We start from the raw sequence: 23539 nt of genomic DNA, 5'->3' as shown, positions 1-23539 counted from the left end.
AATTGTTGCTTCCATCAACAGGTGAGGATGAGGCTTGGTTGTTTGAACGAATAGTTTTTCAACTGCAGAAGGATTATGGTCACACAGAGGAAGGGGCGATTGGCCTAGTGTGTGATTATTATAAAAAATTTACTGATCCATCGTTTTGTGCTTTATATAATCAATCTGTTCAAACGGTAGAGTTTTTTTGTAGAGAAGAGTCTTTGCTCATGGCAGATAGAATTCAGTTTTATGAAGCTTTAGGCAATGAACCTGACGAGAGGGCGTTTACTCAATGGCATAGGGTGCAACGTTCTAAATAAACTGGAGTGAATGATGGCAGTATTAATTGAAGGTATATCGGTAGTTATTCGTTGTCGATCGATTATTGAGAAGGTGCCTGGGGGTATTGCGCATTTTATGCGGATGCTCCCAAATAAAACACTCCGCTCGGATGGTGAACTGGCATGCGTTCACTTTGTGAGTCCTCATGAGACGCGAAGTTATGTGGAAACTCTAAGCGAAATGGGCTTGAGGTACAAGGGCGATGATGGAGCAGCTGTGGATCTTGTGGTTGTTGATCAAATGCATGGGCCGATGGTTTCTTGTGACTGGTTAGGGTTCGGTTGCGCGGATTGGGATGATGATCCAAGGCAACCCGTTGCAGTTTGCTTTGTGCCTCCGGCTGTTAAAGCAAAAGTCATGGCGCCAGAAGGATGGCGTTATGCAGACTCTTTGAGTGCTAATGGCAAATTTGTGGCTGGCGTTGATGCTCCATCAAATTTGGTGTTTTTGCGACAAGATGATGGTGTGGATGTGTTTGTAGATAGAGAAACAGGAAAGGAGTTCTTTCTTCCAAAACTTAAAAGGTAGTTGTGTGCATGATCTGGATTTTGAGTGGCTGAAGATTATTTACATAAAAATAGTCCGTGAGGATTTGAATGTGATTCGCTACTTTTTACGCCTTGGCAGAAGAGTGTGAACTGTTGAAAATAATAGGATCGAAACGAGGCAAGAAGGTGGTCGCTGAATTTGGAGATTATCTTCCATTTAAATTTGATTTGACTGATGGAGAGAGTTGTAATTGTGTTTATTGGAGGCTAGGTAATTTTAAGAGTTCATTAATTGAAATAGGGGTTGATCGAAAAAGTGGGGTGGTGACCAGCTTCTCTTTGGTGATTTTTGATTGTTTTGAGCGTGGAGTTCCTGAGCTGAGTACTTCATTGCGAGAAGAGATTGGAGTGCCATGTTTTTCGGTTGATTGGTGGCATGAAGAGATGCTTTTGGATGAGAGGGCTGAGGTTCGGGTTTTCTATGATTCAAATAAGATAATGATTGCTTGGGCTGATGTTGATGCGACGGAGTGGATTGCCGTGTCTGATTGTGTTGAATTTGGGGTTGGATTTTCAGGAAGGCTTTGCTGGGTCTGTGTAAGAGGGTTGCCCGAGGAAAGTATTAATGGCTTGTCTTTGCTTCAGAGCGCAAATTAGTTTGAGAATTTATTGCTGAGCTTGGCTGTGGGCGTAATAATTCTCATGGCGGCTTTAGGAAGGATCTAGGTGTTTTTGTAAGTGATGAAACACGTGCACCCGGATGATACGACCTATATGTATGATTTGATTTCAGTGGCGGCAAAGGAAGAGTGTGCCGGTGTTTTTTGGAATTTTAAAAGAGTGATGCAGAATAGATTTTTTTGTGCCATGATATATTGAGCCATGCTTATAAAGTAACGGGTGAGTTTGGCGTGCTTGAAGAGGAAGTGTTGAAACAGCGCCCGGATCTGGGTGTTCGTGCAGCCCAGAGCCTGAAGTTGCTGAGTAAAAAAATATATTCAAATTTTAAAAAATCAGGTAAGTCATCTTTTGATTGTGTTGAACGAGTGTGAATTGTTTCTGCGAGTTGTTCAGGTCTTGTTGTTTTGTAAGCGGATAAGGTTCGGAGAGGTGGGGTAAATGTTGAGGGTTGATGAGGGTGAGTTGGACTATTCGGTTGAGCGAATTTGCATTTATGCTGGGGCGCCTTTTAGTGGTGTTGCATACGAAGAGATAAAGGATGTCTTAATCAGTGAGACTATGTATGTGGATGGTCTGCTAGATGGGACGGTCAATATCTGGTATTCCTCTGGCAAGCCGTTTAAAGAAGAGTCGTATCGCAGGAATTATTTCCATGGATGCTGCGTGGAGTGGTTTGAGCATGGCGGGGTGAAGATCACTTGTAGCTATGAGTGTGGAATTTTGATAGAAAGAAAAGAGTGGGATGTGAAGGGGGGCTTAATTAGCGAGTATGGCTTGACTCCATCAGCAGAAGGTTATGAATTGCTGGAGATTCGTCGGCATATGTGGAGCGAGGGCCGGCTCTAAGTTGGATATGTGGTGTGAGCTAGCATGTTGTAGGTAAGTGGTGGGGTGAGGGAGTGTGTCCTAGGGTGGTGCTACCTCTTGGGGCGCTGCAGGAATGATTAATTTTGCAATGAGAAGCCGTGATTCCAGAAAAAAAGGTAGATTTTGAGTGTTATCGTACTTATGCGGCAGTGTTAAAGACAGTTGACTCTGAGTTTTCAAGGGGCGCTAGTTTCGGCTACGACCTTGGGCAGCAGTTCGCATGTGCTTATGATGAACTAGAGAGGCCATGTAAACTTGGGTCGCAATTCAGAAAGGTTGCTATTTATACTGCGCTATTTAAGCGAGTGAGAGGTATAAGTGATGGATTTGCAGTGGATGATCCATTTGACTGGGATGTGTTGCATGAGCTGAAGGAAATTTATATGGGCGTGGATGAGCAGTTTTTTGAAACCTACCACGAGGAGGCGGATGGGCTGAGAGAAGATATGGAGTTGATTACAGAGGTGTTTTTAACAAAGTTGGGCTGATTTGAATTGCTGGGGTTAAGATTTTTTAATGAGCGAGAATTTGAAAGCGGCGCGCCAATCCGGCGCGCCGCTTTTTTTACGCCTTAGCTATTGCGGCCGGGCGTTTTGCCTTCCAGCTCGGTTTTGGCGATTAGCGCGCGTTGCATCGCGTGCACGCTGTCCACGTGCTGGAAGACGTCGCAGCGCAGCGCGCCCAACACCATCAACTGCTCCGCGTAGTTGAAGAAACCCACCCAATAGCCGCGGGCGTGGTGAGGGTCGCGGAAGTCGATGTCGTAGGCGATCTTGCCGAGCAGGCCCTTGTTGTGGCGGTCCAGATTGTCTTTCAGGTACTGGGCCAAGTGGGCGGCACATTCGCGGCCGTAGGCGCAGGCGTCCACGTAGTCGTCGGCCGGCGGCATCTGCCAATGGTGGGGCTGGCCGCGTTGAGGCAGGTGGCGGACGAAGGGCAGCTGCGTGGCCTGGGTTTCGTGAGGCTTGGGACGGTAATGACGGCGCGGGGGAAGTGCTTGGGACATTAGGGAGACTCCTATGAGAGTGTGCATGATGTCCCCGCTTCTCGGTTCCAGTCGGGAGGCGGGCGCAAGACCACAGGACTGGAACACCGATCACTCTCTTCTCGGCACGGCCGAAGCCGTTCCCGCAGCCTGCGCCCGCCGTATGGGCGTGCTCAGGCGGCGAACAATAAGGGCCGCAAAGCGGCCCGTTCGCTGAGAGTGAAGTTTTTTGGGGTTCCAGTCCCAGTGCCGGATGTGGGTCGGCACGCAGGCGATTGTGGCGGCGCGGGCGGGGCGGGTCAAGGGCACGCGGCCGCCGAGTTTTGGGCTTGGGCTTGTGGCCAAGCCGCCCCGGTCCCAGCCGCCGGTGATGCGGCGGGCACTGGGCGGGGGTTTTGGACAGGCTTAGCCGGCGCGCTTGCCCAGGGTGATCCGGCGCTGGGCGAAGGCTTCCCGGCTCAGGCGGATGGAGTCGTAATGACGGCGGCTGAGACGGGTGCCGCCGGCGCGGCGCAGCGACAGCCCCAGCGTGCTTTGGTCGCTGGCTTCGCGTTCGCCGGATAAGGTTTGGGCGGCGGCTTGGCAAGCGGCTTGCCGGCGGGTGGCGGCCGGGTGCGCCTGGTAGGCGTTGCTGGCCTGTTCCAGCGCTTTGCGCAGCAACTGCGGTTTGGTCTGCTCCAGCGCGTCGGCTATTTGGTCCGCCGTGGCGCGTATCAGCTCCTGAAGCGCCTGCTGTTGCAGCGGGCGTTTGTTGCTGCAGTCCAGTCCTGCCTGCTGGCTGAGTTGCTCCAGTTGCTGGCTGAGGGTGCTGACGCCGCCCTGGCGGAAGCGCTCGGCTTGTTGCGGGTAGAGTTGGGCGGCGGCGGCGATCATGGCTTCGCGGTAAGCCTGGATCAGGGCCTTGGCGTCCGCGCCGGGCATCCTGGCCAGGTCGCGGCGCGCCATGTCTTCGGTGTGGGCGTCAATGAAGGCGTGCACTTCGCGGGCTTGGTGATTGTGCAGCAGTTGGCGCCAGGTATTGAGCGGTTGCTGGTTCAGCCAGTGGGCGAAGCGTTGCTGGGCGGGTTTGAACGCCGGGTCCACGCCGGCTGGCGCGGCGGTGGCGAAGCGGCGTCTGGCTTGGTTCAGCGCGCTGTCGTGGGCGCGGGAGCGAGCGGCGCTTGAGCTGGGCGCGGCGCGCAGCAGGGCGGCGTTGGCGTCGCTGTTCTGCGCGCGTTTGAGTTCGCCGGCCAGCGCGGTTTGCGGCGGGGTGTCCGGGTCCGCGGAACCGCGCGGGTGAATGCAGCTGAGCAATAGGTCTGAAATTTTCATAAGCGCTCCTGAGGCGGGATGGGCGGCGTTTAGCGCCGCCTTTTTGTTGGTGCGGCGCAGTGTGCCCAAACCCGGGAGCGTTCAATATAAAGAAATGGCCATGTCCCCGGCATGCGCTCAGAGCAGCATCACCAGCTTGTACTCCGGCGCCTGGGCCAGTTTGAGGGTGATTTGCTGGTGCTCGATGCGGCCGGCGCTGGGGTGGTGGAACACGCGGCTGCCGCCTTCGCGGCCTTGTACGTCCTGTTGCTGCCAGTATTGGCGGAATTCCGGGCTTTTCGCTTCCAGCGCCGCAATCATCGCGGCCATGGCGGGCTGATTCAGCCGCGGGCTGAGATCGGCGCGCAGTTCTGCGACGATGCGGCCGGCGCGCTCCGCCCATTGGTCGATGAAGCTGCGCGCTTCCGGGGCCAGGAAGATGAAGTCCAGCAGGCTGCGGCTGGCGTCCGGCCGGCCCAGCCAGTCCCGGAACAGCCTTTGGGCCGGCGGGTTCCAGGCCACGGCGCGCCATTCGGCGTCCAGCACGTAGGCGGGGGAATCGATATGGGCGGTGGCCTGCTTTAACAGTGCCTTGGCCTGTTCGGACGGGCCGCGCCATTCCGGTTCCGGGTCTTTGAGGCCTGCCAGATTGAACAGGTAGTCGCGCTCGGCGGCGGTCAGGCGCAGCGCCTCGGCCAGCCGGGCCAGGGTGGGCGCGGACACGGATTGGGTGCGGCCCTGTTCTATCCAGGTCAGCCAGGTGGTGCTGATGTCGCACAGCGCGGCCACTTCTTCGCGGCGCAGGCCTTTGGCGCGGCGGCGCTGGCCGGGCGGCAGGCCGGCTTGTTCCGGGCTCAGCCGTTCGCGGTGGGCGCGGATGAATTGGCCCAGCGGCGCGCTGTCTTTGCTGGCGGTCATGGGCGTAGGGCTCTGGGTATTAGTATCGCTACTAGTATAAGCAACTGGCTTGTTGCCGGGAAAGTTTGGCTCCAAGATAAGTCCACGGAGCAGAGCCTTGTGCCCGGCGCGCGGAAACCCGCGGCGCCGGCGGCAGTCTCAAGTTGAATAACCGGATTCGAGCAAACACCATGACCGCACAGACCTTGTACGACAAATTATGGAACAGCCACGTGGTGCGCCAGGAGGCGGACGGCACGGCCTTGCTGTACATCGACCGCCACCTGGTGCATGAGGTGACCAGCCCGCAGGCGTTCGAGGGGCTGAAGCTGGCGGGCCGCCCGCTGTGGCGCGTGGATTCGGTGGTGTCCACCGCGGACCACAACACGCCCACCGATCATTGGGACGAGGGCATCAAGGACCCGATCTCGCGCCAGCAGGTGGAAACGCTGGACGCCAACATCAAGGCCTTCGGCGCGCTGGCGTACTTCCCGTTCAAGGACAAGGGCCAGGGCATCGTCCACGTGATGGGGCCGGAGCAGGGCGCCACGCTGCCGGGCATGACGGTGGTGTGCGGCGACAGCCACACTTCCACTCACGGCGCTTTCGCCGCGCTGGCGCATGGCATCGGCACCTCCGAGGTGGAGCATGTGATGGCCACGCAGTGTCTGGTGGCCAAGAAATCCAAGAATATGCTGGTGCGGGTGGACGGCAAGCTGGGCCGCGGCATCACCGGCAAGGATGTGGCGCTGGCCATCATCGGCAAGATTGGCACCGCCGGCGGCACCGGCTATGCGATCGAGTTCGCCGGCGAGGCCATCGAGAGCCTGTCTATGGAAGGCCGGATGAGCTTGTGCAATATGGCGATCGAGGCCGGCGCGCGTTCGGGCATGGTGGCGGCGGACCAGAAGACCATCGATTATGTAAAAGGCCGGCCGTTTGCGCCTAAAGGCGAGCAGTGGGAGCAGGCGGTGGCGTATTGGCGCACTTTGCGTTCCGATCCGGGCGCCGTATTCGACGCGGAAGTGGTGCTGCGCGCGGAGGAGATTCTGCCGCAGGTGACCTGGGGCACTTCGCCGGAGATGGTGGTGGATATCGACGGCGCGGTGCCGGACCCGGCGCGGGAAAGCGATCCGGTGAAGAAAAACGGCATTGAGCGCGCGCTCAGCTATATGGGCTTGCAGGCCAATACTCCCATTCACGACATCGCGGTGGACATTGTCTTCATCGGCTCCTGTACCAATAGCCGCATCGAGGATTTGCGCGAGGCCGCCAGCGTGGCCAAGGGCCGCCATAAGGCCGCCAACGTGAAGCAGGTGCTGGTGGTTCCGGGCTCCGGCCTGGTGAAGGCGCAGGCCGAGGCCGAGGGCCTGGACCAGGTGTTCCTGGCCGCCGGCTTCGAGTGGCGCGAGCCGGGCTGCTCCATGTGCCTGGCGATGAACGCGGACCGTCTACAGCCTGGCGAGCGCTGCGCGTCCACGTCCAACCGCAATTTCGAGGGCCGTCAGGGGCAGGGCGGCCGCACGCATCTGGTCAGCCCGGCGATGGCGGCGGCCGCCGCCGTCACCGGTCATTTCGTCGATGTGCGTTCGTTGTAACCGTTCCAAGGAGAGAATCATGCAAAAACTGCTGTTGTTGGTACTGGCCGCGCTGACCCTGAGCGCTTGCAATACGGTGAAGGGCGTGGGCCAGGACGTGTCCAAGGGCGGGCAGGCGATTGAAAACGCCGCCAAGGACGTGTCCAACAAAATGTGATGCGGCGGCCCGCCCCCGGCGTCCGCCGGGGCGGTTGTCTCCTCGCACTCTCTAATGAAGGCGGGCGCTAGCGCCCGGAAACGGCATTGACGATGAAAGCATTTACCACCCTGACCGGTTTGGCCTGTCCCTTGGACCGCGCCAATGTGGATACCGACGCCATTATTCCCAAGCAGTTCTTGAAATCCATCAAGCGCTCGGGCTTCGGTCCCAATCTGTTCGACGAATGGCGTTACCTGGACCACGGCGAGCCGGGCATGGACAACAGCAAGCGGCCGCTGAACCCCGACTTCGTGCTTAACCTGCCGCGCTATCAGGGCGCGCAGGTGTTGCTGGCGCGCGAGAACTTCGGCTGCGGCTCCAGCCGCGAGCACGCGCCGTGGGCGCTGGACGACCAGGGCTTCCGCGTGGTGATCGCGCCCAGTTTCGCCGACATCTTCTTCAACAACTGCTACAAGAACGGTCTGCTGCCCATCGTGCTGGCGGCGGACGCGGTGGATCAGCTGTTCCGCGAATGCGCGGCCGCCGAAGGCTATCAGCTGACCGTGGACCTGGCGGCGCAGACGGTGAGCACGCCGGCCGGGCAGGTATTCCCCTTCGACATCACCGAGCACCGCAAGCACTGCCTGCTGGGCGGCCTGGACGAGATTGGCCTGACCCTGCGGCACGCGGACGAAATCAAGGCTTTCGAAGCCAAGCGCCGCGGCGAGCAGCCGTGGCTGTTCGCCTGAATGGCGGCCGGCGATGAGCGCGCTACAGCAGGGCGGCCACGCGCATAAGCAGCACGTGGAGCAGCAGTTCGGCGGCCAGGCCGCCGCCTATCTGAGCAGCCAAGTGCATGCGGAAGGCGCGGAGTTCGCCGAGCTGCGCCAAGCGGCGGCGGAGCATGGCGCGGCGCGGGTGCTGGACCTGGGCTGCGGCGCCGGCCATGTCGGCTTTCAGGTGGCGGAGCCGGCGCGGGAGGTGGTGGCTTACGATTTGTCGGCCGCCATGTTGGAGGTGGTGGCGGCTGAAGCGGCCCGGCGCGGCCTGGACAATCTGAGCACGCGGCAGGGCGCGGCGGAGCGGCTGCCTTTTGCCGACGGCGATTTCGATCTGGTGTTCAGCCGCTATTCCGCCCATCACTGGGGCGATGTGGGCCTGGCGCTGCGCGAGGCGCGGCGCGTGCTGAAGCCGGGCGGCCGGCTGGCGCTGATCGACGTGATGTCGCCGGGGCAGCCCTTGCTGGACACGCATCTGCAGGCGGTGGAGGTGCTGCGGGATTCCAGCCATGTGCGCGATTACAGCGCCGGAGAATGGCTGGCGATGCTGGCCGAGGCCGGCTTCGCGGTGGACAGCCTGCGCCGTCAGCGGCTGCGGCTGGCCTTCGACGCCTGGACCGCGCGCATGCGCACGCCGCCGGAGATGGCCGCGGCCATCCGCCTGCTGCAGCAGCGCATGGGCCGGGAGGTGCGCGATTATTTCGCCATCGAGGCGGACGGCAGCTTCAGCGCCGACGTGATGGTGTCGTGGGCCAGAACATGAACGCCGCCCGCGGCGACGGCCGGCGCGGCGCGATGGCCTGGCTGCACCGCCATCCCTGCTGGGCCTTCGCGCTGCTGGGCTTGAGCTTTCTAGTGTTCGGCGCGGGCACGGTCAATCTGGCCCTGTTGTTGCAATTGAATTTCAAGCTGTGGCTGGACGCCGGCTGGCAGGCGGCGATGGACGGCGCGCTGCGCCAGTTGCTGGAACTGCTGGCGTCCGGCTATGCCGCGATGGCGGCTTATATCGTATTCAAATGTTGCGAGCGGGCGCTGGTGGAGCGGCTGACCCGGCGCGGTCCTCAAGACTGAAAAGGAAAACAGTATGAAAATCGCCATTTTGCCGGGTGACGGCATCGGTCCGGAAATCATCGCCCAGGCGCAGCGCGTGCTGGAAGTGCTGCGCAAGGACGGTCTGCCCATCGAAACCGAACAGGCGCCCTTGGGCGGGGCCGGCTACGACGCCTTCGGCCAGCCGTATCCGGAGTTCACCCAGAAGCTGTGCCGCGAATCCGACGCGGTGCTGCTGGGCGCGGTGGGCGGCCCGGCCTACGACAAGCTGGAGCGTCCGCTGCGGCCGGAGCGCGGCCTGCTGGCCATCCGCAAGGATTTGAACCTGTTCGCCAACCTGCGGCCGGCCATCCTGTACCCGGAACTGGCCAACGCCTCCACGCTGAAGCCGGAAGTGGTGTCCGGCCTGGACATCATGATTGTGCGGGAGCTGACCGGCGACATTTACTTTGGCCAGCCGCGCGGCATCGCCGTCAACGAGCTGGGCGAGCGCGAGGCCTACAACACCATGCGCTACAGCGAGGGCGAGGTGCGCCGCATCGCCCATGTCGCCTTCGGCATCGCAATGAAGCGCGACAAGCGCTTGTGCTCGGTGGACAAGGCCAATGTGCTGGAAACCACCGAGTTCTGGAAAGAGGTGATGATAGATGTGGCCAAGGAGTATCCGCAGGTGGAGTTGTCCCATATGTACGTGGACAACGCGGCGATGCAGCTGGTGCGCAATCCCAAGCAGTTCGACGTGATGGTGACCGGCAATATCTTCGGCGACATCCTGTCGGACGAGGCCTCGATGCTGACCGGCTCCATCGGCATGTTGCCGTCGGCCTCGCTGGACGAAAACAACAAGGGCCTGTACGAGCCCTCGCACGGCTCGGCGCCGGACATCGCCGGGCAGAATCTGGCCAATCCGCTGGCCACCATCCTGTCCGCGGCGATGATGCTGCGCTACACCTTCGGCCTGGAAGACGCGGCGCAGCGGGTGGAAAACGCGGTGAAAACCGTGCTGGCGCGCGGCCTGCGCACCGCCGACATCTACGAGGCCGGCTGCGAGAAGGTCAGCTGCTCGGCGATGGGGGATGCGGTGGTGTCGGCGCTGTAAATGGCAGTGGTCCGCCCGGCTTGCGCCGGGCGAACCGTCTGTTCTGATTTGAATACAATAAAAACGAAATACCCCATTGCCTGACGCTTTATCGCGCTGCACAATGGGGTGACAACATTACAGCCGCCCGCCGCACAGGCGGGCGCGACGATTTGACAGACAGATACCAGGAGAGACCCAGTGAGAGTAGGTTTTGTTGGCTGGCGCGGCATGGTGGGTTCCGTGCTGATGCAGCGCATGCGCGAAGAGAACGATTTTGCGGCGATCGCCGAGCCGGTGTTCTTCACCACCTCCAATGTGGGCGGCAAAGCCCCCGACATCGGCCGCGACGCCCCGGCGCTGAAAGACGCGAAGGACATCGCCGAACTCAAGACCATGGACGTGATCGTCACCTGCCAGGGCGGCGATTACACCAATGAAGTCTATCCGCAGCTGCGCGCCGCCGGCTGGAACGGTTACTGGGTGGACGCGGCTTCCGCGCTGCGCATGGAAGACAATGCCATCATTATCCTGGACCCGGTCAATAAAGCGGTGATCGAGCAGGGCCTGGCGCGCGGCGTCAAGGACTACGTCGGCGGCAACTGTACCGTGTCGCTGATGCTGATGGCGCTGGGCGGCCTGTTCCAGAACGATCTGGTGGAGTGGGCCACCTCCATGACCTATCAGGCCGCCTCCGGCGCCGGCGCGCAGAATATGCGCGAACTGCTGTCTGGCATGGGCGCGATCAACGCCCAGGTATCCGGCCTGCTGGCGGACCCGGCGTCCGCCATTCTGGACATCGACCGCAAAGTGTCGGACTTCCTGCGCGCGGACGATTTCCCCAGCCAGAACTTCGGCGTGCCGCTGGCCGGCAGCCTGATCCCTTGGATAGACAAGGACCTGGGCAACGGCCAATCCAAGGAAGAATGGAAGGGCGGAGTGGAAACCAACAAGATCCTGGGCCGCTCCGCCAACCCGGTGCCGGTGGACGGCTTGTGCGTGCGCGTGGGCGCGATGCGTTGCCACAGCCAGGCCTTGACCATCAAGCTCAAGCGCGATGTGCCGCTGGACGAGATCGAAGCCATGCTGGCCGCCGCCAATCCCTGGGCCAAAGTGGTGCCCAATACCCGCGAGGCCTCGATGGCCGAGCTGACCCCGGCGGCGGTGACCGGCACGTTGGCCACGCCGGTGGGCCGCCTGCGCAAGATGGCGATGGGCGGCGAATACCTGTCCGCCTTCACCGTGGGCGACCAACTGCTGTGGGGCGCGGCCGAACCGCTGCGTCGCATGTTGCGTATCCTGATCGAGCGCTGACAGGGTAGAATGGCGGCAGCCTGGGGCTCGCCTTGGCGAGCACCTACTGCCGAGCCGCGCGTCAAACGCGCGGCCTAGTTGAAAAGGGCACTGAGGTGCCCTTTTTTGCGCGCGGTATTCTGTTTGCAATGATTGATTGAGAAAGTAAAGCGATGTCGAACTCTATTCAGCTCGCCGTAGTCGGCGCCACCGGCCTGGTGGGCCAGGCGGTACTGGAACTGCTGGCCCAGCGCCAATTGCCTGTTGGCCGGGTCTTTGCCGTGGACGCGGCGGACAAGGAAGGCGAGACCGCCGCCTACGGCAATCTGGAGCTGGACGTGCATCCCATCGACGGTTTCGCCTTTGAAAACGTGGCGCTGGCCATCTTCGCGGCCGGCAGCGAGCTGGCGCGCGAGTACGCGCCGCTGGCGCGCGCGGCCGGCGCGGCGGTGGTGGATTTCAGTTCCGCCTTCCGCGAGGACGACAGCGTACCGCTGGTGATTCCCGCCATCAACGGCGCCTTGCTGGCGGACGCCGGCGAAGCCGCGCTGGCCGCCGCGCCCAATTGCACGGTGACGCCGCTGGCGCTGGCGCTCGCGGCGCTGCGCCCGCTGGGTTTGCAGCGCGTGTCGGTGGCCACTTATCAATCGGTGTCCGGCAGCGGCCAGGCGGCGATGGAAGAGCTGGCGGACCAGACCACGGCGCTGTTCTCCCAGCGCGAGACCGAAAGCCGGGTCTACGACAAGCGCATCGCCTTCAATGTATTGCCGCAGATCGGCGCGCTGGACGCGGACGGCGCGTCCGAGGAAGAGCGCTCGGTGGAGCGCGAATTGACGCGGCTGCTGGATCTGCCGCAGTTGCAAGTGGAGGCCACCTGCGTGCGCGTGCCGGTGTTCTTTGGCCACGCCTGGGCGGTGAACGCGGCATTCGAACATGAATTTGACATGGAGCAAGCGCGCAAACGTCTGCTTGCGGCAGGCTTGCAAGTGGTGGCCGCGGATAAGCTGGGCGGCTATGTGACGCCGATGGAAGCCACCGGCAACGAGGCGGTGTGGGTCAGCCGCCTGCGCGGCAAGGGCCGGACGCTGAGTTTCTGGCTGGCCGCCGACAATGTGAAGGCCGGCGCCGCGCTCAATTGCGTGAATATCGCCGAAACTCTGTTAAAGCAGAATGGCTTGATCTGATCCGGCGGTTTGGCTGAAGCCGCGCATCGCGCGGACAGAGGGCGGCATTCGCGAGAGTGCCGCCCTGTTTCATGGCTGCGGCGGAAATCGCGGGTAAACGGCGTCATTATGAAATCTAGCTAAAAACAGCCGCAGGGCCTAAGATTGCAACAGTTACCGTCTGCGCCCGCTGGGCCAGCGCAAATAAAATCAAGATAAACCGTGCCGGAAGGTTGACAGTGACACATCAGGCAAAAATCAGAATCGGCGTTCTGGCGGTGGCTTTGGCCTGCTCCGCCAGCGCCTGGGCAGGGCTGGGGAAAATCAACGTCAGGTCCAATCTGGGCGAGCCGTTCCGCGCCGATATCGAATTGACCGGGGTAAGGGCGGCGGAACTGGAGAGCGCGAGGATAGGGCTGGCCGGGGCGGATACGTTTCAGGATTTGAACGTCGATTACGCCACGGTGCTCAATATGCTGCGCTTCAGCGTGGCGCCCAGTTCGCGCGGCGCCATGATACGCATCAGTTCTTCCGGCCCCATCAACGACCCCTATCTGCGCTTCGTGGTGGAGGCCAAGACCTCGTCGGGACGCGCGGTGCGCGAGTACACCGTGCTGTTGGACCCCAGCAATTACTCTATGGCCTCGCCGTCCGCCAACATCGTGCAGGACGTGCCCAGCTACGCCGACAACAATCTGTCCAGCCGCTACCGCGGCAACGTCGCGCCCATCGCGCGGCCGCAGCCCGGCATTCTCAAAGTGAAGTCCGGCTCCACCCTGCGCGGCCTGGCCGGCAAGGTGAGGCCGCGCGGCGCCACGCTGGACCAGACCATGGCCGCGCTGGCCCAGGCCAACCCCGACGCCTTTGTCGACGGCGACGTCAGCCGCCTCAAGCTGGGCGCGGTGCTGAAAGTGCCGACCAGCCGCAAGATCAAAGCCCTGAGCGCCGCTCAGGTGGCCAGCATTCTGGGCGGCCAGCCCGCTGCGCCGGCGGGCGAAGCCAAGGCCGGCTCGGATGTGCTGAAGCTGGTGCCCAGCGAGCCGGGCGGCGGCAAGCTGACCGATCTCGAGCAGCAAGTGGCGGCGCGCGAGCAGGCGCTGAAAAACGCGGAGGCGCGCATCAGCGCGCTGGAAGAGCAATTGAAGGCCTTGCAGGCCGGCAAGCCCTTGCCGGCCATGCCCAGCTCCAGCCCCAGCGCCGTTCCGGCCGCGGCCGAGCCGGCGGCGGCCAGCGCTCCCGCGCACGCCGCCAGCGCGCCGGCCCCGGCGCCCGCGGCCAAGCCCGCCCCGGCGGAGCACAAGCCCGCGGCCAAGCCGGCGGCGCCGCCTCCGCCGCCGGAACCTTCGCTGCTGGATAAAGTGATAGACCACCTGCCGCTAGTGGGCGGCGGCGTGGCCGGCCTGGGCCTGTTGGGCGCTCTGGGCCTGCTGCTGGCGCGCAGGCGCAAGGGCGGCAAGCCCTTGTCGCTGTCCGCCAACAATACCAGCGCCGCCCTGAGCCGCGGCGCGTCTTCCGGCATGGAGCCGCCGTCGGTGGGCGGCGGCCATTCCTTCATGAGCAACTTCACCCAGGCGGCCGGCGCCATCGACGCGGCCGAGGTCGACCCGGTGGCGGAAGCCGAGGTGTACATCGCCTACGGCCGCGACGTGCAGGCCGAGGACATCCTCAAGGACGCGCTGGCCAAAGATCCGTCGCGCCAGGAAGTCAGGCTGAAGCTGATGGAGATCTACGCGGCGCGGCCGGACGTCGCCAGCTTTGAAAAACTGGCGCGGGAAATGCACGCCACCTTCGACGGCCATGGACCGATCTGGGCCAAGGCCGCGGCGATGGGGCGCTCGATAGACCCGACCAACTCTTTGTACTTGTCGGACGGCGAGGGCGAGGACATCGAAGCCGCGCCCGCGCCGACGTCGCCCCCGGGCGGCATCGATCTGGACCGGGAATTGTTCGGCGAGCCCGAGGCCGCGCCGACGGAGCCGGCCGCCGCGCCTGAACCGATTGCCGCGCCGGAAGCGGCCGCGCCCGAGAACGATCCCTTGGCCGCGCTGTTCGCCGAACCCCAGGCCGAGGAGGAGAAGGCGGAGGAAGCCAATCTGCTCAATTTCGATCTGGACACGGAGCTGACGCCGCCCGCGGCCGAACCCAAGCCGGAGCCCGCGCCCGCGGCGCCGGCGGAAAACAATTTGCTGGACTTCGACTTCAATCTGGAAGGCATGGCGGCGGAAGCGCCGGCCGCAGCGGAAGCGCCGGCGCCGCAAGCGGCCCCGCCCGCGGGCTTCGAGTCCCTGTACGAGGACATGTTGGCGGAAACGCCGGCCGCCGAGGCGGAAGCCCCTGCGGCGGCGCAGGCCGAAGGCATGTCGGTGCTGGACGACCCGCTGGCCACCAAGCTGGACCTGGCCAAGGTTTATCTGGACATGGGAGACCGCGACGGCGCCAAAGAAGTATTGCAGGATCTGATCGCCGAGGCGCAGGGACCGCTCAAGGCGGAGGCCGAGGCCTTGCTGGCCACGATCAGCGCCTGAGACAGAGGCTGAGAGCCGGTTCAATGTCTCGCGAGCCAAGGCGAAAACGGCTGAGAAAGCGGGTGTCCGCTTGGCGCATGAGGATTGCGAAGCGGCGCTCGTCGTGAACGTCCGACGCGGCGCTGCGGACATGGGGCGGCTTCAAAGGCAATGAGCGGCGGGATGGAGTTACTCCTCCCGCCGCTTGACGATCTCGCGCCGGTGCGTGGTTTTTAGGCGAAAAACCGGAAAATGTGTGGCTTTTTTGGCCATTGCCTGGATGCAATGAGACGGGGACGCCCGATTTATCCTCGCTAAGTGGTTGTTGTATAGTTTCGTTGCAATAATTAAAACGTTATAAGGGCCTGTCGAGACCCGGCTGCCGGCCAAGGCAAGCGGCGCGGCGGCTTCGAAGAATGAGGGTGGGGAAATTCGTTCATGTCTTTCAAGACACGCATGAGTCAAATCGCGTCGCTGCTGGCCGGTCTTGGTCTGGCGGCGGCCGCTACGGCCGGCTTGGGGCCGATCCGGGTGTTGTCCGCCGATGGCGAGCCTTTCCTGGCGGAAATTCCGGTGGTGGACGAGGAGCCCTCCGACAATGTGCTGGTGGGCCTGGCGGATCGCAACCGCTATCCGCTGTTGTCCACTTACAGCGGTTCCGCCGGCAGCCTGCAGTTTTCCATCGTCCGCAAACCGGACGGCAATGTTCAGAAAATCCAGGTCAAGGGCGCCGCCAGTTATCCGGAGCCGCTGTTGCGCTTCGCCGTGGATCTGAGTTGGCCGGCGGGCCGGTTAGTGCGCGAATTCGAAGTGGATTATCGGCGAGACGGCCCGCGCAACAAGCCCGCGCCGGCGCGGGAGGAGGGCAAGAAGCCGCTGGCCGGCGTCGACGCCTCGCCGCGGCTGGATTCCTTGGGCCTGAGCGACGCCCGCCTGCGTTCCCGTCTGGGCGAACCCTTGCTGTTGGAGCTGACTTTGCAGGGCAGTGCCTTGGATCAGGCGGAACCGCCGCGGCTGGCCTTGTTCGCTGTGGCGGCGCAGGGCGAGCCCAACGCCCAGCAAGTGCGTCTGGTGGCTTCCATTGTGCCCCATGTCGAAAAAGTGGCCAAAGGCCGGTTCAATGTGCAATTACGCACTGAGCAGCCGGTGACCGAGCCGATGCTGGCCTTCCGGCTGGAGGTGGCGGCGGGCAAGCTCAAAGCGCAGAAAAACTACTCGGTGTTGCTGGATCCCCATTCGGCGGCCAAGCCGGCCCCCGTCGCCAAGACGCAGGGTTTGAAAGTGTACCGGGTGCTCAAGGGCGACACGCTGTCCGGCATCGCCAGCCGCGTGCGCGGCGGCGGGGAGTCGGGCGCGGTGGCGCAGCAACTATTGCAAGGCAATCCCGAGGCCTTCATCGCCGGAGACGCCAATCGCCTGCGCGCCGGCGTGGCGCTGGAATATCCGTCGGAGTGGCAACTGCGCGGCCAGAGCGCCGCCCGCGCCGCGGAGCCTAAGCGGCCGGCGGTTTCGCCCGAGGCCCGCGCGGCTGAGAAAAGCGCGCCGCAAGACAGCAAGCCCCAGGCGCGAGCGCCGCAGGAGCATCAGCCTCCGGCGCAGAAGCCCCCGGAACGCAAGCCGCCGGAAGCCGCGCGGCAGGAACACAAGCCACCGGAATCCAAACCGCAGGAGCACAAACCCGTAGAGGCCAAATCGGCGGCCAAGCCGGCCGCTCCGCTCGCGCCGGCGCATCCGCCTGTCGCCAAGGAAGCGTCCAAACCGGCTCCGGCGGCGGAAGCCCCGAGGCAAGCGGCCGCGCCGTCGCAGCAGGAGAGGCATTTGCAGCAGATGCTGCAGCGGCAAGACCAGGCCCTGCAGCAAGCCGAGCAGCGGGCCAAGGCGCTGGAACAGAAAATCCAGGATTACCAGCGCCAGGCGGCGGCCAAGGCCGCGCCGGCCCCAGCGCCGGCGGAAAGAGAGCCCGGCCCCGAGTCCGCGCCGGAGCCCAAGGTCGAGACCAAGCCGGAACCCAAGCCGGAACCCAAGGTGGCGGCCGTCAGTTCCATGCCGGTCGCGGCGGCGTCCGCGCCGCAGGCGGCGACGGCGGAACACGCGGAGAAGCCTCCGGTTGTCGAAGCGGCCGCTCAGCACGAGCCGCCGCCGGCCACGCCTGTCGACAGCAAGGCTGCGCCGGTCACGGCGGCGGCCAATGGCTGGACGGACGAATTGGCCGCGGCCTTGTCCGACGAGTCCATGCGCTGGAAGCTGGGCGGGGCCGCGGCGGCGCTGGGCCTGGTGGCCTTGCTGCTGGCGCGGCGCAAACGCAAGGGCGGCGGCAAGGACGAGCCCGCCGCGCCGGCCTTGAGCGGCACGGCGGCGGGCGCGTCGATGTTGGGGCCGTTGACAACCTTGATGAGCTCCTTGAAGAAGGGCGACGGCATCGACCTGTCCTCGGTGGACCGGGTGGCCGAAGCCGACGTCTACCTGGCCTACGGCCGCGACGACCAGGCTTTGGAGATTCTGCGCGAAGGCTTGGCTCACGAGCCGATGCGGCAGGATTTGCGCTACAAATTGCTGGAAGTCTTGTCCACCCAGCAGGACAAGCAGATGTTCATCGCCGAGGCCACCACCGCCAAGGGCGTGTTCGGCAAGGACAGCACCTTATGGATGAGGGTGTGCGAAATCGGCCAGACCGTCGCGCCAGGCCATCCGCTGTTCGCCCAGGCCAAGCCCGAGCCAGCGGCGGATGCGCCGCCGCCCGCGGCCGCCGAGCCTGCGCCTGTGGCCGCTCCCGCGGCCCCCGTCGCGGCAGCGCCCACACCGGCACCCGCGCCCGTCGCGGCAGCGCCGACGCCCGCCCCGGCAGCCGCGGCGAGCCCGGACGAGGAGAAAATGGAGTTGGCCAAGTTGTATCTGGAGATGGGCGACAAAGAAACCGCGGACGCCTTGATGAAGGAGGCCGGCCGCTAAAGCGCCGGTCGCGCCCGCGCGCATGGAAGAGGTCGGCCGCGCTTGACGCGAGCCGGCCTCTTTTCGTTTTGCTTCGACGGCGTCTTATGCCGCGGTTGGGCGCTTTTCTCGTGCGTTCGCAGCAAACGTCATCGTTTGGGCGTGGCGCAAACCGGGCAGGATAAGGTAGAGTGAGTGCTTTATTGCTGAAACGACGCGGCGCGCCGCGTCGGAGTTTGAAGAAGGTGTGGGTATGAGGATAGCGCTCGGCATCGAGTATGACGGTCGGGCGTTCGCCGGCTGGCAGACTCAGCCGCATGGCAATACGGTGCAGGACAGATTGAATCAGGCGATCGCGCAGATCGCCGGCGTGGAGGCCGTCGGCACGCTGGCCGCGGGCAGGACCGACGCCGGCGTGCATGCGGCCATGCAAGTGGTGCATTTCGACAGCCCGGCCGAGCGGCCGCTGAACGCCTGGGTGCGCGGCGTCAACGCCTTGCTGCCGGCTGAGGTGGCGGTGGTGTGGGCGCGGGAGGTGTCGGCGGATTTTCACGCGCGTTTTTCGGCGTTTTCCCGCAGTTACAGTTATTTTCTGCTGACCAGCCCGGTGCGACCCTGTCTGCTGGCCGGCAAGATGGGCTGGTTTCATCAGGCGCTGGACGTGGCGGCGATGCGAGAGGCGGCGGCCCATCTGTTGGGGCGGCATGATTTTTCCAGTTTTCGCGCCTCGGAGTGCCAGGCCAAATCGCCGCTCAAGGATTTGCAGCGGCTGGACATCAGCGAGCAAGACGGCCTGATCCGCTTCGATCTGCTGGCGGACGCCTTCCTGCATCATATGGTGCGCAATATCGTCGGCGCGCTGGTCTACGTGGGCAAGGGCGCTTTGCGCGCGGATGAGATGGCGGGTTTGCTGGCCGCGCGCGACCGTACCTTCGCGCCGCCCACCTTCATGCCGGACGGTTTGTACCTGACCGGCGTGGGTTATCCGGAAACATATGATTTGCCGTCGCAGGCGGACGCCGCGCGGCTGGCTTTGTGGAGATGAGAGTGGGCGGCACGACCCGAATCAAGATTTGCGGCATTACCCGGCCGGAAGACGGCGTCGAGGCTGCGCGGCTGGGCGCCGACGCCATCGGCCTGGTGTTCTACGCCAAGAGCCCGCGCCATGTCGACCTCGAGCAGGCGCGGGCGGTGATCGCGGCGCTGCCGCCCTTCGTCAGCGTGGTGGCCTTGTTTGTCAATCCGGAGCCGGAGTACGTGCGCGAAGTGCTGGCCGCCTGCGCGATCGACATCTTGCAGTTCCACGGCGAGGAAGACGCCGCCTTCTGCCGCTCTTTCCAGCGGCCTTATCTGAAAGCGGTGCGGGTGAAGCCGGGCGTGGACCTGGCCGAGATCGCCGCCGCCTACCCGGACGCGCGCGCGGTGCTGAGCGACGCCTTCGTCGAAGGCGCGCACGGCGGCACCGGCGCCACCTTCGACTGGAGCTTGCTGCCGGAGGCCTTGCCTCTGCCGCTAATCCTGTCCGGAGGCCTGGACGAACACAATGTGGCGGCGGCGGTGGCGCAGGTGCGCCCGGCCGCGGTCGACGTCTCCAGCGGTGTGGAGGCGTCCAAGGGAATCAAAGATGCCGCCAGAATGGCGGCGTTCATATCAGGAGTTAGACATGGATCGTTATGACCTGCCGGACGCCCAGGGCCATTTTGGCCCGCATGGCGGCGTCTATGTCGCCGAAACCTTGATGGCGGCGCTGGACGAGCTGAAAAACGAGTACGCTCGCGTCAAGGCCGACCCGTCGTTCTGGGAAGAATTCCGCCACGAGCTTAAGCACTACGTCGGCCGGCCCAGTCCGGTCTACCACGCCAAGCGCTGGTCCGAGCAACTGGGCGGCGCGCAGATCTATCTGAAGCGCGAAGACCTGAACCACACCGGCGCGCACAAGATCAACAACGCCATCGGCCAGGCGCTGCTGGCGCGGCGCATGGGCAAGAAGCGGGTGATCGCCGAAACCGGCGCCGGCCAGCACGGCGTGGCCTCCGCCACCGTGGCGGCGCGCTACGGCATGGAGTGCGTGGTGTATATGGGCGCCGAGGACATCAAGCGCCAATCGCCCAATGTGTTCCGCATGAAGCTGCTGGGCGCCACCGTGGTGCCGGTGGAGTCCGGTTCCAAGACGCTGAAGGACGCCTTGAACGAGGCGATGCGAGACTGGGTGACCAATATCGACAGCACCTTCTACATCCTGGGCACCGCGGCCGGTCCGCATCCCTATCCGATGCTGGTGCGCGATTTCGTGTCGGTGATCGGCGAGGAGGCCAAGGTGCAGATGCCGGAAGTGATCGGCCGCCAGCCGGATGTGGTGGTGGCTTGTGTCGGCGGCGGCTCCAACGCCATCGGCATGTTCTACCCGTATATCGGCGTGGACGGCGTGCGCATGGTGGGCGTAGAGGCCGGCGGTCTGGGCCTGGATTCCGGCAAGCACGCGGCACCGATTTCCGGCGGCGCGCCCCTGGGCGTGTTGCACGGCGCCAAGAGCTATCTGATGCAGGACGAGAACGGCCAGGTGGTGGAAACCCATTCGGTGTCCGCCGGCCTGGATTATCCGGGCGTGGGGCCGGAGCACAGCTATCTGAAGGACATCGGCCGCGCCGACTACGTGGCGATCAACGACGACGAGGCTTTGCGCGCCTTCCACGACTGTTGTCACTTCGAGGGCATCATCCCGGCGCTGGAATCCAGCCACGCGCTGGCCTGGGCCGTCAAGGAAGCGCCGAAGATGGGCAAGGACCAGGTGATTCTGGTCAATCTGTCCGGCCGCGGCGACAAGGACATCAACACTGTGGCCGGTCTTGCCGGCATCACTCTGTAAGGAGGCGCTATGTCACGTATCGCCAAATGTTTTGAAGCGCTGGCCGGCGGCAAGGCGCTGATCCCCTTCATCACCGCCGGCGACCCGTCGCCGCAGCTGACCGTGCAACTGATGCACGGCCTGGTGGAGGGCGGCGCCGACATCATCGAGCTGGGGGTGCCGTTTTCCGATCCGATGGCCGACGGCCCTGTGATCCAGCGCGCCTCCGAGCGCGCTCTGGTCCACAAAGTGGGTTTGCGCCAGGTGCTGGAGCTGGTGGCGGCGTTCCGCCGCGACAACGATCACACCCCGGTGGTGCTGATGGGTTATCTGAATCCGGTGTTCGCCATGGGCTATCAGGACTTCGCCGCGGCGGCCAAGGCCGCCGGCGTCGACGGGGTGCTGACTGTGGACAGCCCGCCGGAGGAATCCGCCGATCTGTCGGCGGCCTTGACCGCCAACGGCCTGGATCCGGTATTTCTGATCGCGCCCACCACGCCGCCGCAACGTGTGGCGGAAATCGCCAAACTGGCGCGCGGATACGTCTATTATGTGTCTCTGAAGGGGGTGACCGGCGCCGGGCATCTGGACATTGACGACGTAGCGCGTAAAATTGCTGCCCTTAGAGAATATTTGACCGTACCGATAGGCGTCGGCTTTGGCATTCGCGACGGTGCGACAGCCAAGGCGATCTCCGCCGCCGCTGACGCGGTGGTGGTGGGCAGCCGTTTGGTGCAGGAAATTGAGGCGGCGACACCCGAAACCGCCAAAGAGCGGTTAACCCGTCTGGTGGCCGAACTGAAGGCCGCCATCCGATAGAACACTGCGGGGGCTCAGCCCCCGTTTTACTGTGCCCGCCGTTTGGCGGCGGGCCCAAGAATCAAGGAGTCAGCATGAGCTGGTTGAATAAGCTCCTGCCGCCGAAGATCAAGCGCGACAACCGCGCCGACAAACCTTCCGCGGTACCGGAGGGGCTTTGGAGCAAGTGCCCGGAATGCGAAGCCGTGTTGTATTACACCGATCTGGAGAGCAATCTGCAGGTGTGTCCCAAGTGTAATCACCACCATCCGCTGACCGCGCGCGAACGTCTGAACCTGCTGCTGGATGAAGAAGGCCGTCGCGAGTTGGGCGAAGAGGTCAAGCCGGTGGATATCCTGAAGTTCAAGGACAGCAAGAAATATCCGGACCGCCTGACCGCCGCCAAGAGCGACACCGGCGAGGACGACGCGCTGGTGGTGATGCAGGGCAGCATCGAATCGATGCCGGTGGTGGTGGCCGCGTTTGAATTCAAATTCATCGGCGGCTCCATGGGCTCGGTGGTGGGTGAGCGCTTCGTGCGCGGCGTGCGCGCCGCGGTGGAGGCCAAGGCACCCTTCATCTGCGTGGCCGCTTCCGGCGGCGCGCGGATGCAGGAAGGCTTGAACTCGCTGATGCAGATGGCCAAGACCAGCGCGGCCTTGCAGCTGCTGACCGACGCCAAGCTGCCCTTCATCTCGATCCTGACCGACCCGACCATGGGCGGCGTGTCCGCCTCCTTCGCCTTCCTGGGCGACGTGGTGCTGGCCGAGCCCAAGGCGCGCATCGGCTTCGCCGGCGCGCGGGTGATCGAGCAAACCGTGCGCGAAACCTTGCCGGAAGGCTTTCAGCGCGCCGAGTTCCTGCTGAGCAAGGGCGCGGTGGACATGGTGGTGGACCGCCGCGAGCTGAAGCGCAAGCTGGCGGAGCTGTCCACGCTGCTGATGAAGGAGCCGGCTCCGGTCTGATCCGCAGCCAAGCCGCATTGAAAAGCCGCCAGAGATGGCGGCTTTTTTATTTGGCGCGGCAGGTTTGCACCGCGCGATTGAATTGCGTCAGGAACTGCGGCGACTCGCGGGCGAGAAAGGCTTTGCCGAAGTAGACGCCGAAGGGCAGGCTTTGCGCCAGTTCGCTGCGCAGCTGCTCCTGCACGCCCATCTTGGCGATCAGCGCGTCCACCACGTAGGCGTTGCCGAGAATGGCGTCGACGCGGCGGCTCAGCAGCATCTTGACCAGCTGTTCGCTATTGGGCGGGGTGGAGGTGAGCTGGTAGCCGTGTTCGCGCAGCCAGTCGTCCATATTGGAGCCGTTGAAGGCGGCGGTGCGGCCCTGGCGCTTGAAATCGCTGCCGGACGGGGATTGCGGATTGTCCTTCAGCAGATACCAGCGCCGCTCGTAAGGCAGGATGGGGGCGGACAACACCGCGTAGCCGTCGCGCTCCGCGGACGGCGTGGCGGTGAAGAAGGCGTCGGCCTGCTGGTGCTGCACCTGCCATTGCGCGCGAGGCCACGGCAGGAAGGCGATGGAGTAGGGGCGTTGCAGTTGTTTGAGCGCGCATTGCACCACTTGCACCGCCAGGCCGTCGGCGCTGCCGTCCTCCTTGCGGAAGGAAAGCGGAGCTTGCTGATGGGTGTTGAGCCGGATGGGGGGCTCGGCGGCGGCGGCGCCGACGAGCAGCAGGCCGGCAAGCAGGACGCGTCGGACGGGCGACGGACATGCGTGGCGGCGGGGAAGGCGTTGCGCGGCCTTGCTTAAAAAATGGGCGGCAGTCATTTGTTTTTTGCAATCATGGAGTTGCCGGTCTTATCCACATGCTGTCACCAGATTTGCCCATT

The 23539-nt window shown here is 63.5% G+C and carries 25 protein-coding genes; 21 read left to right on the top strand and 4 right to left on the bottom strand.

Features of this window, described 5'->3' with window-relative positions:
* The first annotated feature begins 2 nt into the window (after positions 1-2).
* The 6 genes from JC616_RS13750 to JC616_RS13725 all read left to right on the top strand — a co-directional run bounded on the left by JC616_RS13750 (position 3) and on the right by JC616_RS13725 (position 2848).
* Positions 3-302, top strand: a complete 300-nt coding sequence (locus tag JC616_RS13750) for a hypothetical protein (protein WP_227103639.1) — start codon at positions 3-5, stop codon at positions 300-302.
* 13 nt (positions 303-315) lie between these two features.
* A complete protein-coding gene (locus JC616_RS13745; RefSeq protein WP_227103636.1) occupies positions 316-852 on the top strand; it encodes a hypothetical protein in 537 nt (178 codons plus the stop codon).
* Positions 853-965: 113 nt separating this feature from the next.
* The gene (locus JC616_RS13740) at positions 966-1469 is read left to right on the top strand and encodes a hypothetical protein (RefSeq protein ID WP_227103635.1); all 504 of its coding nucleotides are present in this window, start codon (positions 966-968) and stop codon (positions 1467-1469) included.
* Between the two features lie 218 nt (positions 1470-1687).
* A complete protein-coding gene (locus JC616_RS13735; protein WP_227103633.1) occupies positions 1688-1864 on the top strand; it encodes a hypothetical protein in 177 nt (58 codons plus the stop codon).
* Between the two features lie 67 nt (positions 1865-1931).
* Positions 1932-2339, top strand: coding sequence for a toxin-antitoxin system YwqK family antitoxin (locus JC616_RS13730; protein WP_227103631.1), 408 nt, complete (start codon positions 1932-1934; stop codon positions 2337-2339).
* 119 nt (positions 2340-2458) lie between these two features.
* Positions 2459-2848 carry a hypothetical protein gene (locus tag JC616_RS13725; protein ID WP_227103629.1) on the top strand — a complete coding sequence of 130 codons (390 nt, stop codon included), beginning with the start codon at positions 2459-2461 and terminating at the stop codon, positions 2846-2848.
* Between the two features lie 83 nt (positions 2849-2931).
* On the opposite strand, the gene JC616_RS13720 is transcribed toward JC616_RS13725, so the two are convergent.
* The 3 genes from JC616_RS13720 to JC616_RS13710 form a co-directional block, all read right to left on the bottom strand.
* Complete coding sequence (locus JC616_RS13720; protein WP_227103627.1) at positions 2932-3366, bottom strand: hypothetical protein; 435 nt, start codon at positions 3364-3366, stop codon at positions 2932-2934.
* A 384-nt stretch (positions 3367-3750) separates the two neighbouring features.
* A complete protein-coding gene (locus JC616_RS13715; RefSeq protein ID WP_227103625.1) occupies positions 3751-4656 on the bottom strand; it encodes a hypothetical protein in 906 nt (301 codons plus the stop codon).
* Between the two features lie 117 nt (positions 4657-4773).
* Positions 4774-5553: a helix-turn-helix transcriptional regulator gene (locus tag JC616_RS13710; RefSeq protein WP_107798728.1), complete on the bottom strand. Its 780-nt coding sequence runs from the start codon at positions 5551-5553 to the stop codon at positions 4774-4776.
* Between the two features lie 170 nt (positions 5554-5723).
* Here JC616_RS13710 and leuC point away from each other — a divergent pair, with 170 nt between their 5' ends.
* From leuC to accD, 15 genes are all read left to right on the top strand, one after another.
* Positions 5724-7130, top strand: coding sequence for a 3-isopropylmalate dehydratase large subunit (leuC, locus tag JC616_RS13705; RefSeq protein ID WP_227103623.1), 1407 nt, complete (start codon positions 5724-5726; stop codon positions 7128-7130).
* A 19-nt stretch (positions 7131-7149) separates the two neighbouring features.
* On the top strand, positions 7150-7287 hold the full coding sequence (locus tag JC616_RS13700) for an entericidin A/B family lipoprotein (RefSeq protein ID WP_081544472.1): 138 nt from the start codon (positions 7150-7152) through the stop codon (positions 7285-7287).
* Between the two features lie 92 nt (positions 7288-7379).
* Complete coding sequence (gene leuD, locus JC616_RS13695; RefSeq protein ID WP_227103622.1) at positions 7380-8018, top strand: 3-isopropylmalate dehydratase small subunit; 639 nt, start codon at positions 7380-7382, stop codon at positions 8016-8018.
* A gap of 13 nt (positions 8019-8031) precedes the next feature.
* Positions 8032-8811, top strand: a complete 780-nt coding sequence (locus tag JC616_RS13690; protein ID WP_227103620.1) for a class I SAM-dependent methyltransferase — start codon at positions 8032-8034, stop codon at positions 8809-8811.
* Positions 8808-9119 carry a hypothetical protein gene (locus tag JC616_RS13685; RefSeq protein ID WP_107798732.1) on the top strand — a complete coding sequence of 104 codons (312 nt, stop codon included), beginning with the start codon at positions 8808-8810 and terminating at the stop codon, positions 9117-9119. Before JC616_RS13690 ends, JC616_RS13685 begins: the two co-directional genes overlap by 4 nt.
* A gap of 13 nt (positions 9120-9132) precedes the next feature.
* Positions 9133-10197, top strand: coding sequence for a 3-isopropylmalate dehydrogenase (gene leuB, locus JC616_RS13680; protein ID WP_043592101.1), 1065 nt, complete (start codon positions 9133-9135; stop codon positions 10195-10197).
* A 180-nt stretch (positions 10198-10377) separates the two neighbouring features.
* Positions 10378-11490, top strand: a complete 1113-nt coding sequence (gene asd, locus JC616_RS13675; protein ID WP_227103618.1) for an aspartate-semialdehyde dehydrogenase — start codon at positions 10378-10380, stop codon at positions 11488-11490.
* 152 nt (positions 11491-11642) lie between these two features.
* The gene (locus JC616_RS13670; RefSeq protein WP_107798734.1) at positions 11643-12653 is read left to right on the top strand and encodes an aspartate-semialdehyde dehydrogenase; all 1011 of its coding nucleotides are present in this window, start codon (positions 11643-11645) and stop codon (positions 12651-12653) included.
* 218 nt (positions 12654-12871) lie between these two features.
* Entirely contained in the window at positions 12872-15157 is a 2286-nt protein-coding gene (locus tag JC616_RS13665) for a FimV/HubP family polar landmark protein (protein WP_227103616.1), read from the top strand.
* A gap of 435 nt (positions 15158-15592) precedes the next feature.
* On the top strand, positions 15593-18085 hold the full coding sequence (locus JC616_RS13660; protein WP_227103614.1) for a type IV pilus assembly protein FimV: 2493 nt from the start codon (positions 15593-15595) through the stop codon (positions 18083-18085).
* 232 nt (positions 18086-18317) lie between these two features.
* The gene (truA, locus tag JC616_RS13655; protein ID WP_107798735.1) at positions 18318-19109 is read left to right on the top strand and encodes a tRNA pseudouridine(38-40) synthase TruA; all 792 of its coding nucleotides are present in this window, start codon (positions 18318-18320) and stop codon (positions 19107-19109) included.
* Between the two features lie 2 nt (positions 19110-19111).
* The gene (locus tag JC616_RS13650) at positions 19112-19741 is read left to right on the top strand and encodes a phosphoribosylanthranilate isomerase (protein WP_227103612.1); all 630 of its coding nucleotides are present in this window, start codon (positions 19112-19114) and stop codon (positions 19739-19741) included.
* Positions 19728-20930: a tryptophan synthase subunit beta gene (gene trpB / locus JC616_RS13645; protein ID WP_107798737.1), complete on the top strand. Its 1203-nt coding sequence runs from the start codon at positions 19728-19730 to the stop codon at positions 20928-20930. The genes JC616_RS13650 and trpB overlap by 14 nt, the downstream gene beginning before the upstream one ends.
* 9 nt (positions 20931-20939) lie before the next feature.
* On the top strand, positions 20940-21728 hold the full coding sequence (trpA, locus tag JC616_RS13640; protein WP_107798738.1) for a tryptophan synthase subunit alpha: 789 nt from the start codon (positions 20940-20942) through the stop codon (positions 21726-21728).
* 74 nt (positions 21729-21802) lie between these two features.
* Positions 21803-22672 carry an acetyl-CoA carboxylase, carboxyltransferase subunit beta gene (gene accD / locus JC616_RS13635; RefSeq protein ID WP_107798739.1) on the top strand — a complete coding sequence of 290 codons (870 nt, stop codon included), beginning with the start codon at positions 21803-21805 and terminating at the stop codon, positions 22670-22672.
* Positions 22673-22718: 46 nt separating this feature from the next.
* Here the strand turns inward: accD and JC616_RS13630 are convergent, their stop codons facing one another.
* Positions 22719-23477, bottom strand: coding sequence for a substrate-binding periplasmic protein (locus tag JC616_RS13630; RefSeq protein ID WP_227103610.1), 759 nt, complete (start codon positions 23475-23477; stop codon positions 22719-22721).
* Positions 23478-23539: the final 62 nt, after the last annotated feature.

Source organism: Chromobacterium rhizoryzae (assembly GCF_020544465.1).
Classification (GTDB): Bacteria; Pseudomonadota; Gammaproteobacteria; order Burkholderiales; family Chromobacteriaceae; genus Chromobacterium.
This window is presented reverse-complemented; position numbering and strand designations above follow the sequence as displayed.

Excerpts from the sequence above, each read along its gene's own strand:
- leuD (WP_227103622.1), top strand. The coding sequence starts at position 7,380 with ATGAAAGCATTTACCACCCTGACCGGTTTGGCCTGTCCCTTGGACCGC.
- JC616_RS13685 (WP_107798732.1), top strand. The coding sequence starts at position 8,808 with ATGAACGCCGCCCGCGGCGACGGCCGGCGCGGCGCGATGGCCTGGCTG.
- JC616_RS13700 (WP_081544472.1), top strand. The coding sequence starts at position 7,150 with ATGCAAAAACTGCTGTTGTTGGTACTGGCCGCGCTGACCCTGAGCGCT.
- JC616_RS13660 (WP_227103614.1), top strand. The coding sequence starts at position 15,593 with ATGAGTCAAATCGCGTCGCTGCTGGCCGGTCTTGGTCTGGCGGCGGCC.
- trpB (WP_107798737.1), top strand. The coding sequence starts at position 19,728 with ATGGATCGTTATGACCTGCCGGACGCCCAGGGCCATTTTGGCCCGCAT.
- JC616_RS13710 (WP_107798728.1), bottom strand. The coding sequence starts at position 5,553 with ATGACCGCCAGCAAAGACAGCGCGCCGCTGGGCCAATTCATCCGCGCC.
- leuB (WP_043592101.1), top strand. The coding sequence starts at position 9,133 with ATGAAAATCGCCATTTTGCCGGGTGACGGCATCGGTCCGGAAATCATC.
- JC616_RS13715 (WP_227103625.1), bottom strand. The coding sequence starts at position 4,656 with ATGAAAATTTCAGACCTATTGCTCAGCTGCATTCACCCGCGCGGTTCC.
- JC616_RS13630 (WP_227103610.1), bottom strand. The coding sequence starts at position 23,477 with ATGACTGCCGCCCATTTTTTAAGCAAGGCCGCGCAACGCCTTCCCCGC.
- JC616_RS13745 (WP_227103636.1), top strand. The coding sequence starts at position 316 with ATGGCAGTATTAATTGAAGGTATATCGGTAGTTATTCGTTGTCGATCG.
- trpA (WP_107798738.1), top strand. The coding sequence starts at position 20,940 with ATGTCACGTATCGCCAAATGTTTTGAAGCGCTGGCCGGCGGCAAGGCG.
- JC616_RS13670 (WP_107798734.1), top strand. The coding sequence starts at position 11,643 with ATGTCGAACTCTATTCAGCTCGCCGTAGTCGGCGCCACCGGCCTGGTG.
- accD (WP_107798739.1), top strand. The coding sequence starts at position 21,803 with ATGAGCTGGTTGAATAAGCTCCTGCCGCCGAAGATCAAGCGCGACAAC.
- truA (WP_107798735.1), top strand. The coding sequence starts at position 18,318 with ATGAGGATAGCGCTCGGCATCGAGTATGACGGTCGGGCGTTCGCCGGC.
- JC616_RS13720 (WP_227103627.1), bottom strand. The coding sequence starts at position 3,366 with ATGTCCCAAGCACTTCCCCCGCGCCGTCATTACCGTCCCAAGCCTCAC.
- leuC (WP_227103623.1), top strand. The coding sequence starts at position 5,724 with ATGACCGCACAGACCTTGTACGACAAATTATGGAACAGCCACGTGGTG.
- JC616_RS13690 (WP_227103620.1), top strand. The coding sequence starts at position 8,032 with ATGAGCGCGCTACAGCAGGGCGGCCACGCGCATAAGCAGCACGTGGAG.
- JC616_RS13730 (WP_227103631.1), top strand. The coding sequence starts at position 1,932 with ATGTTGAGGGTTGATGAGGGTGAGTTGGACTATTCGGTTGAGCGAATT.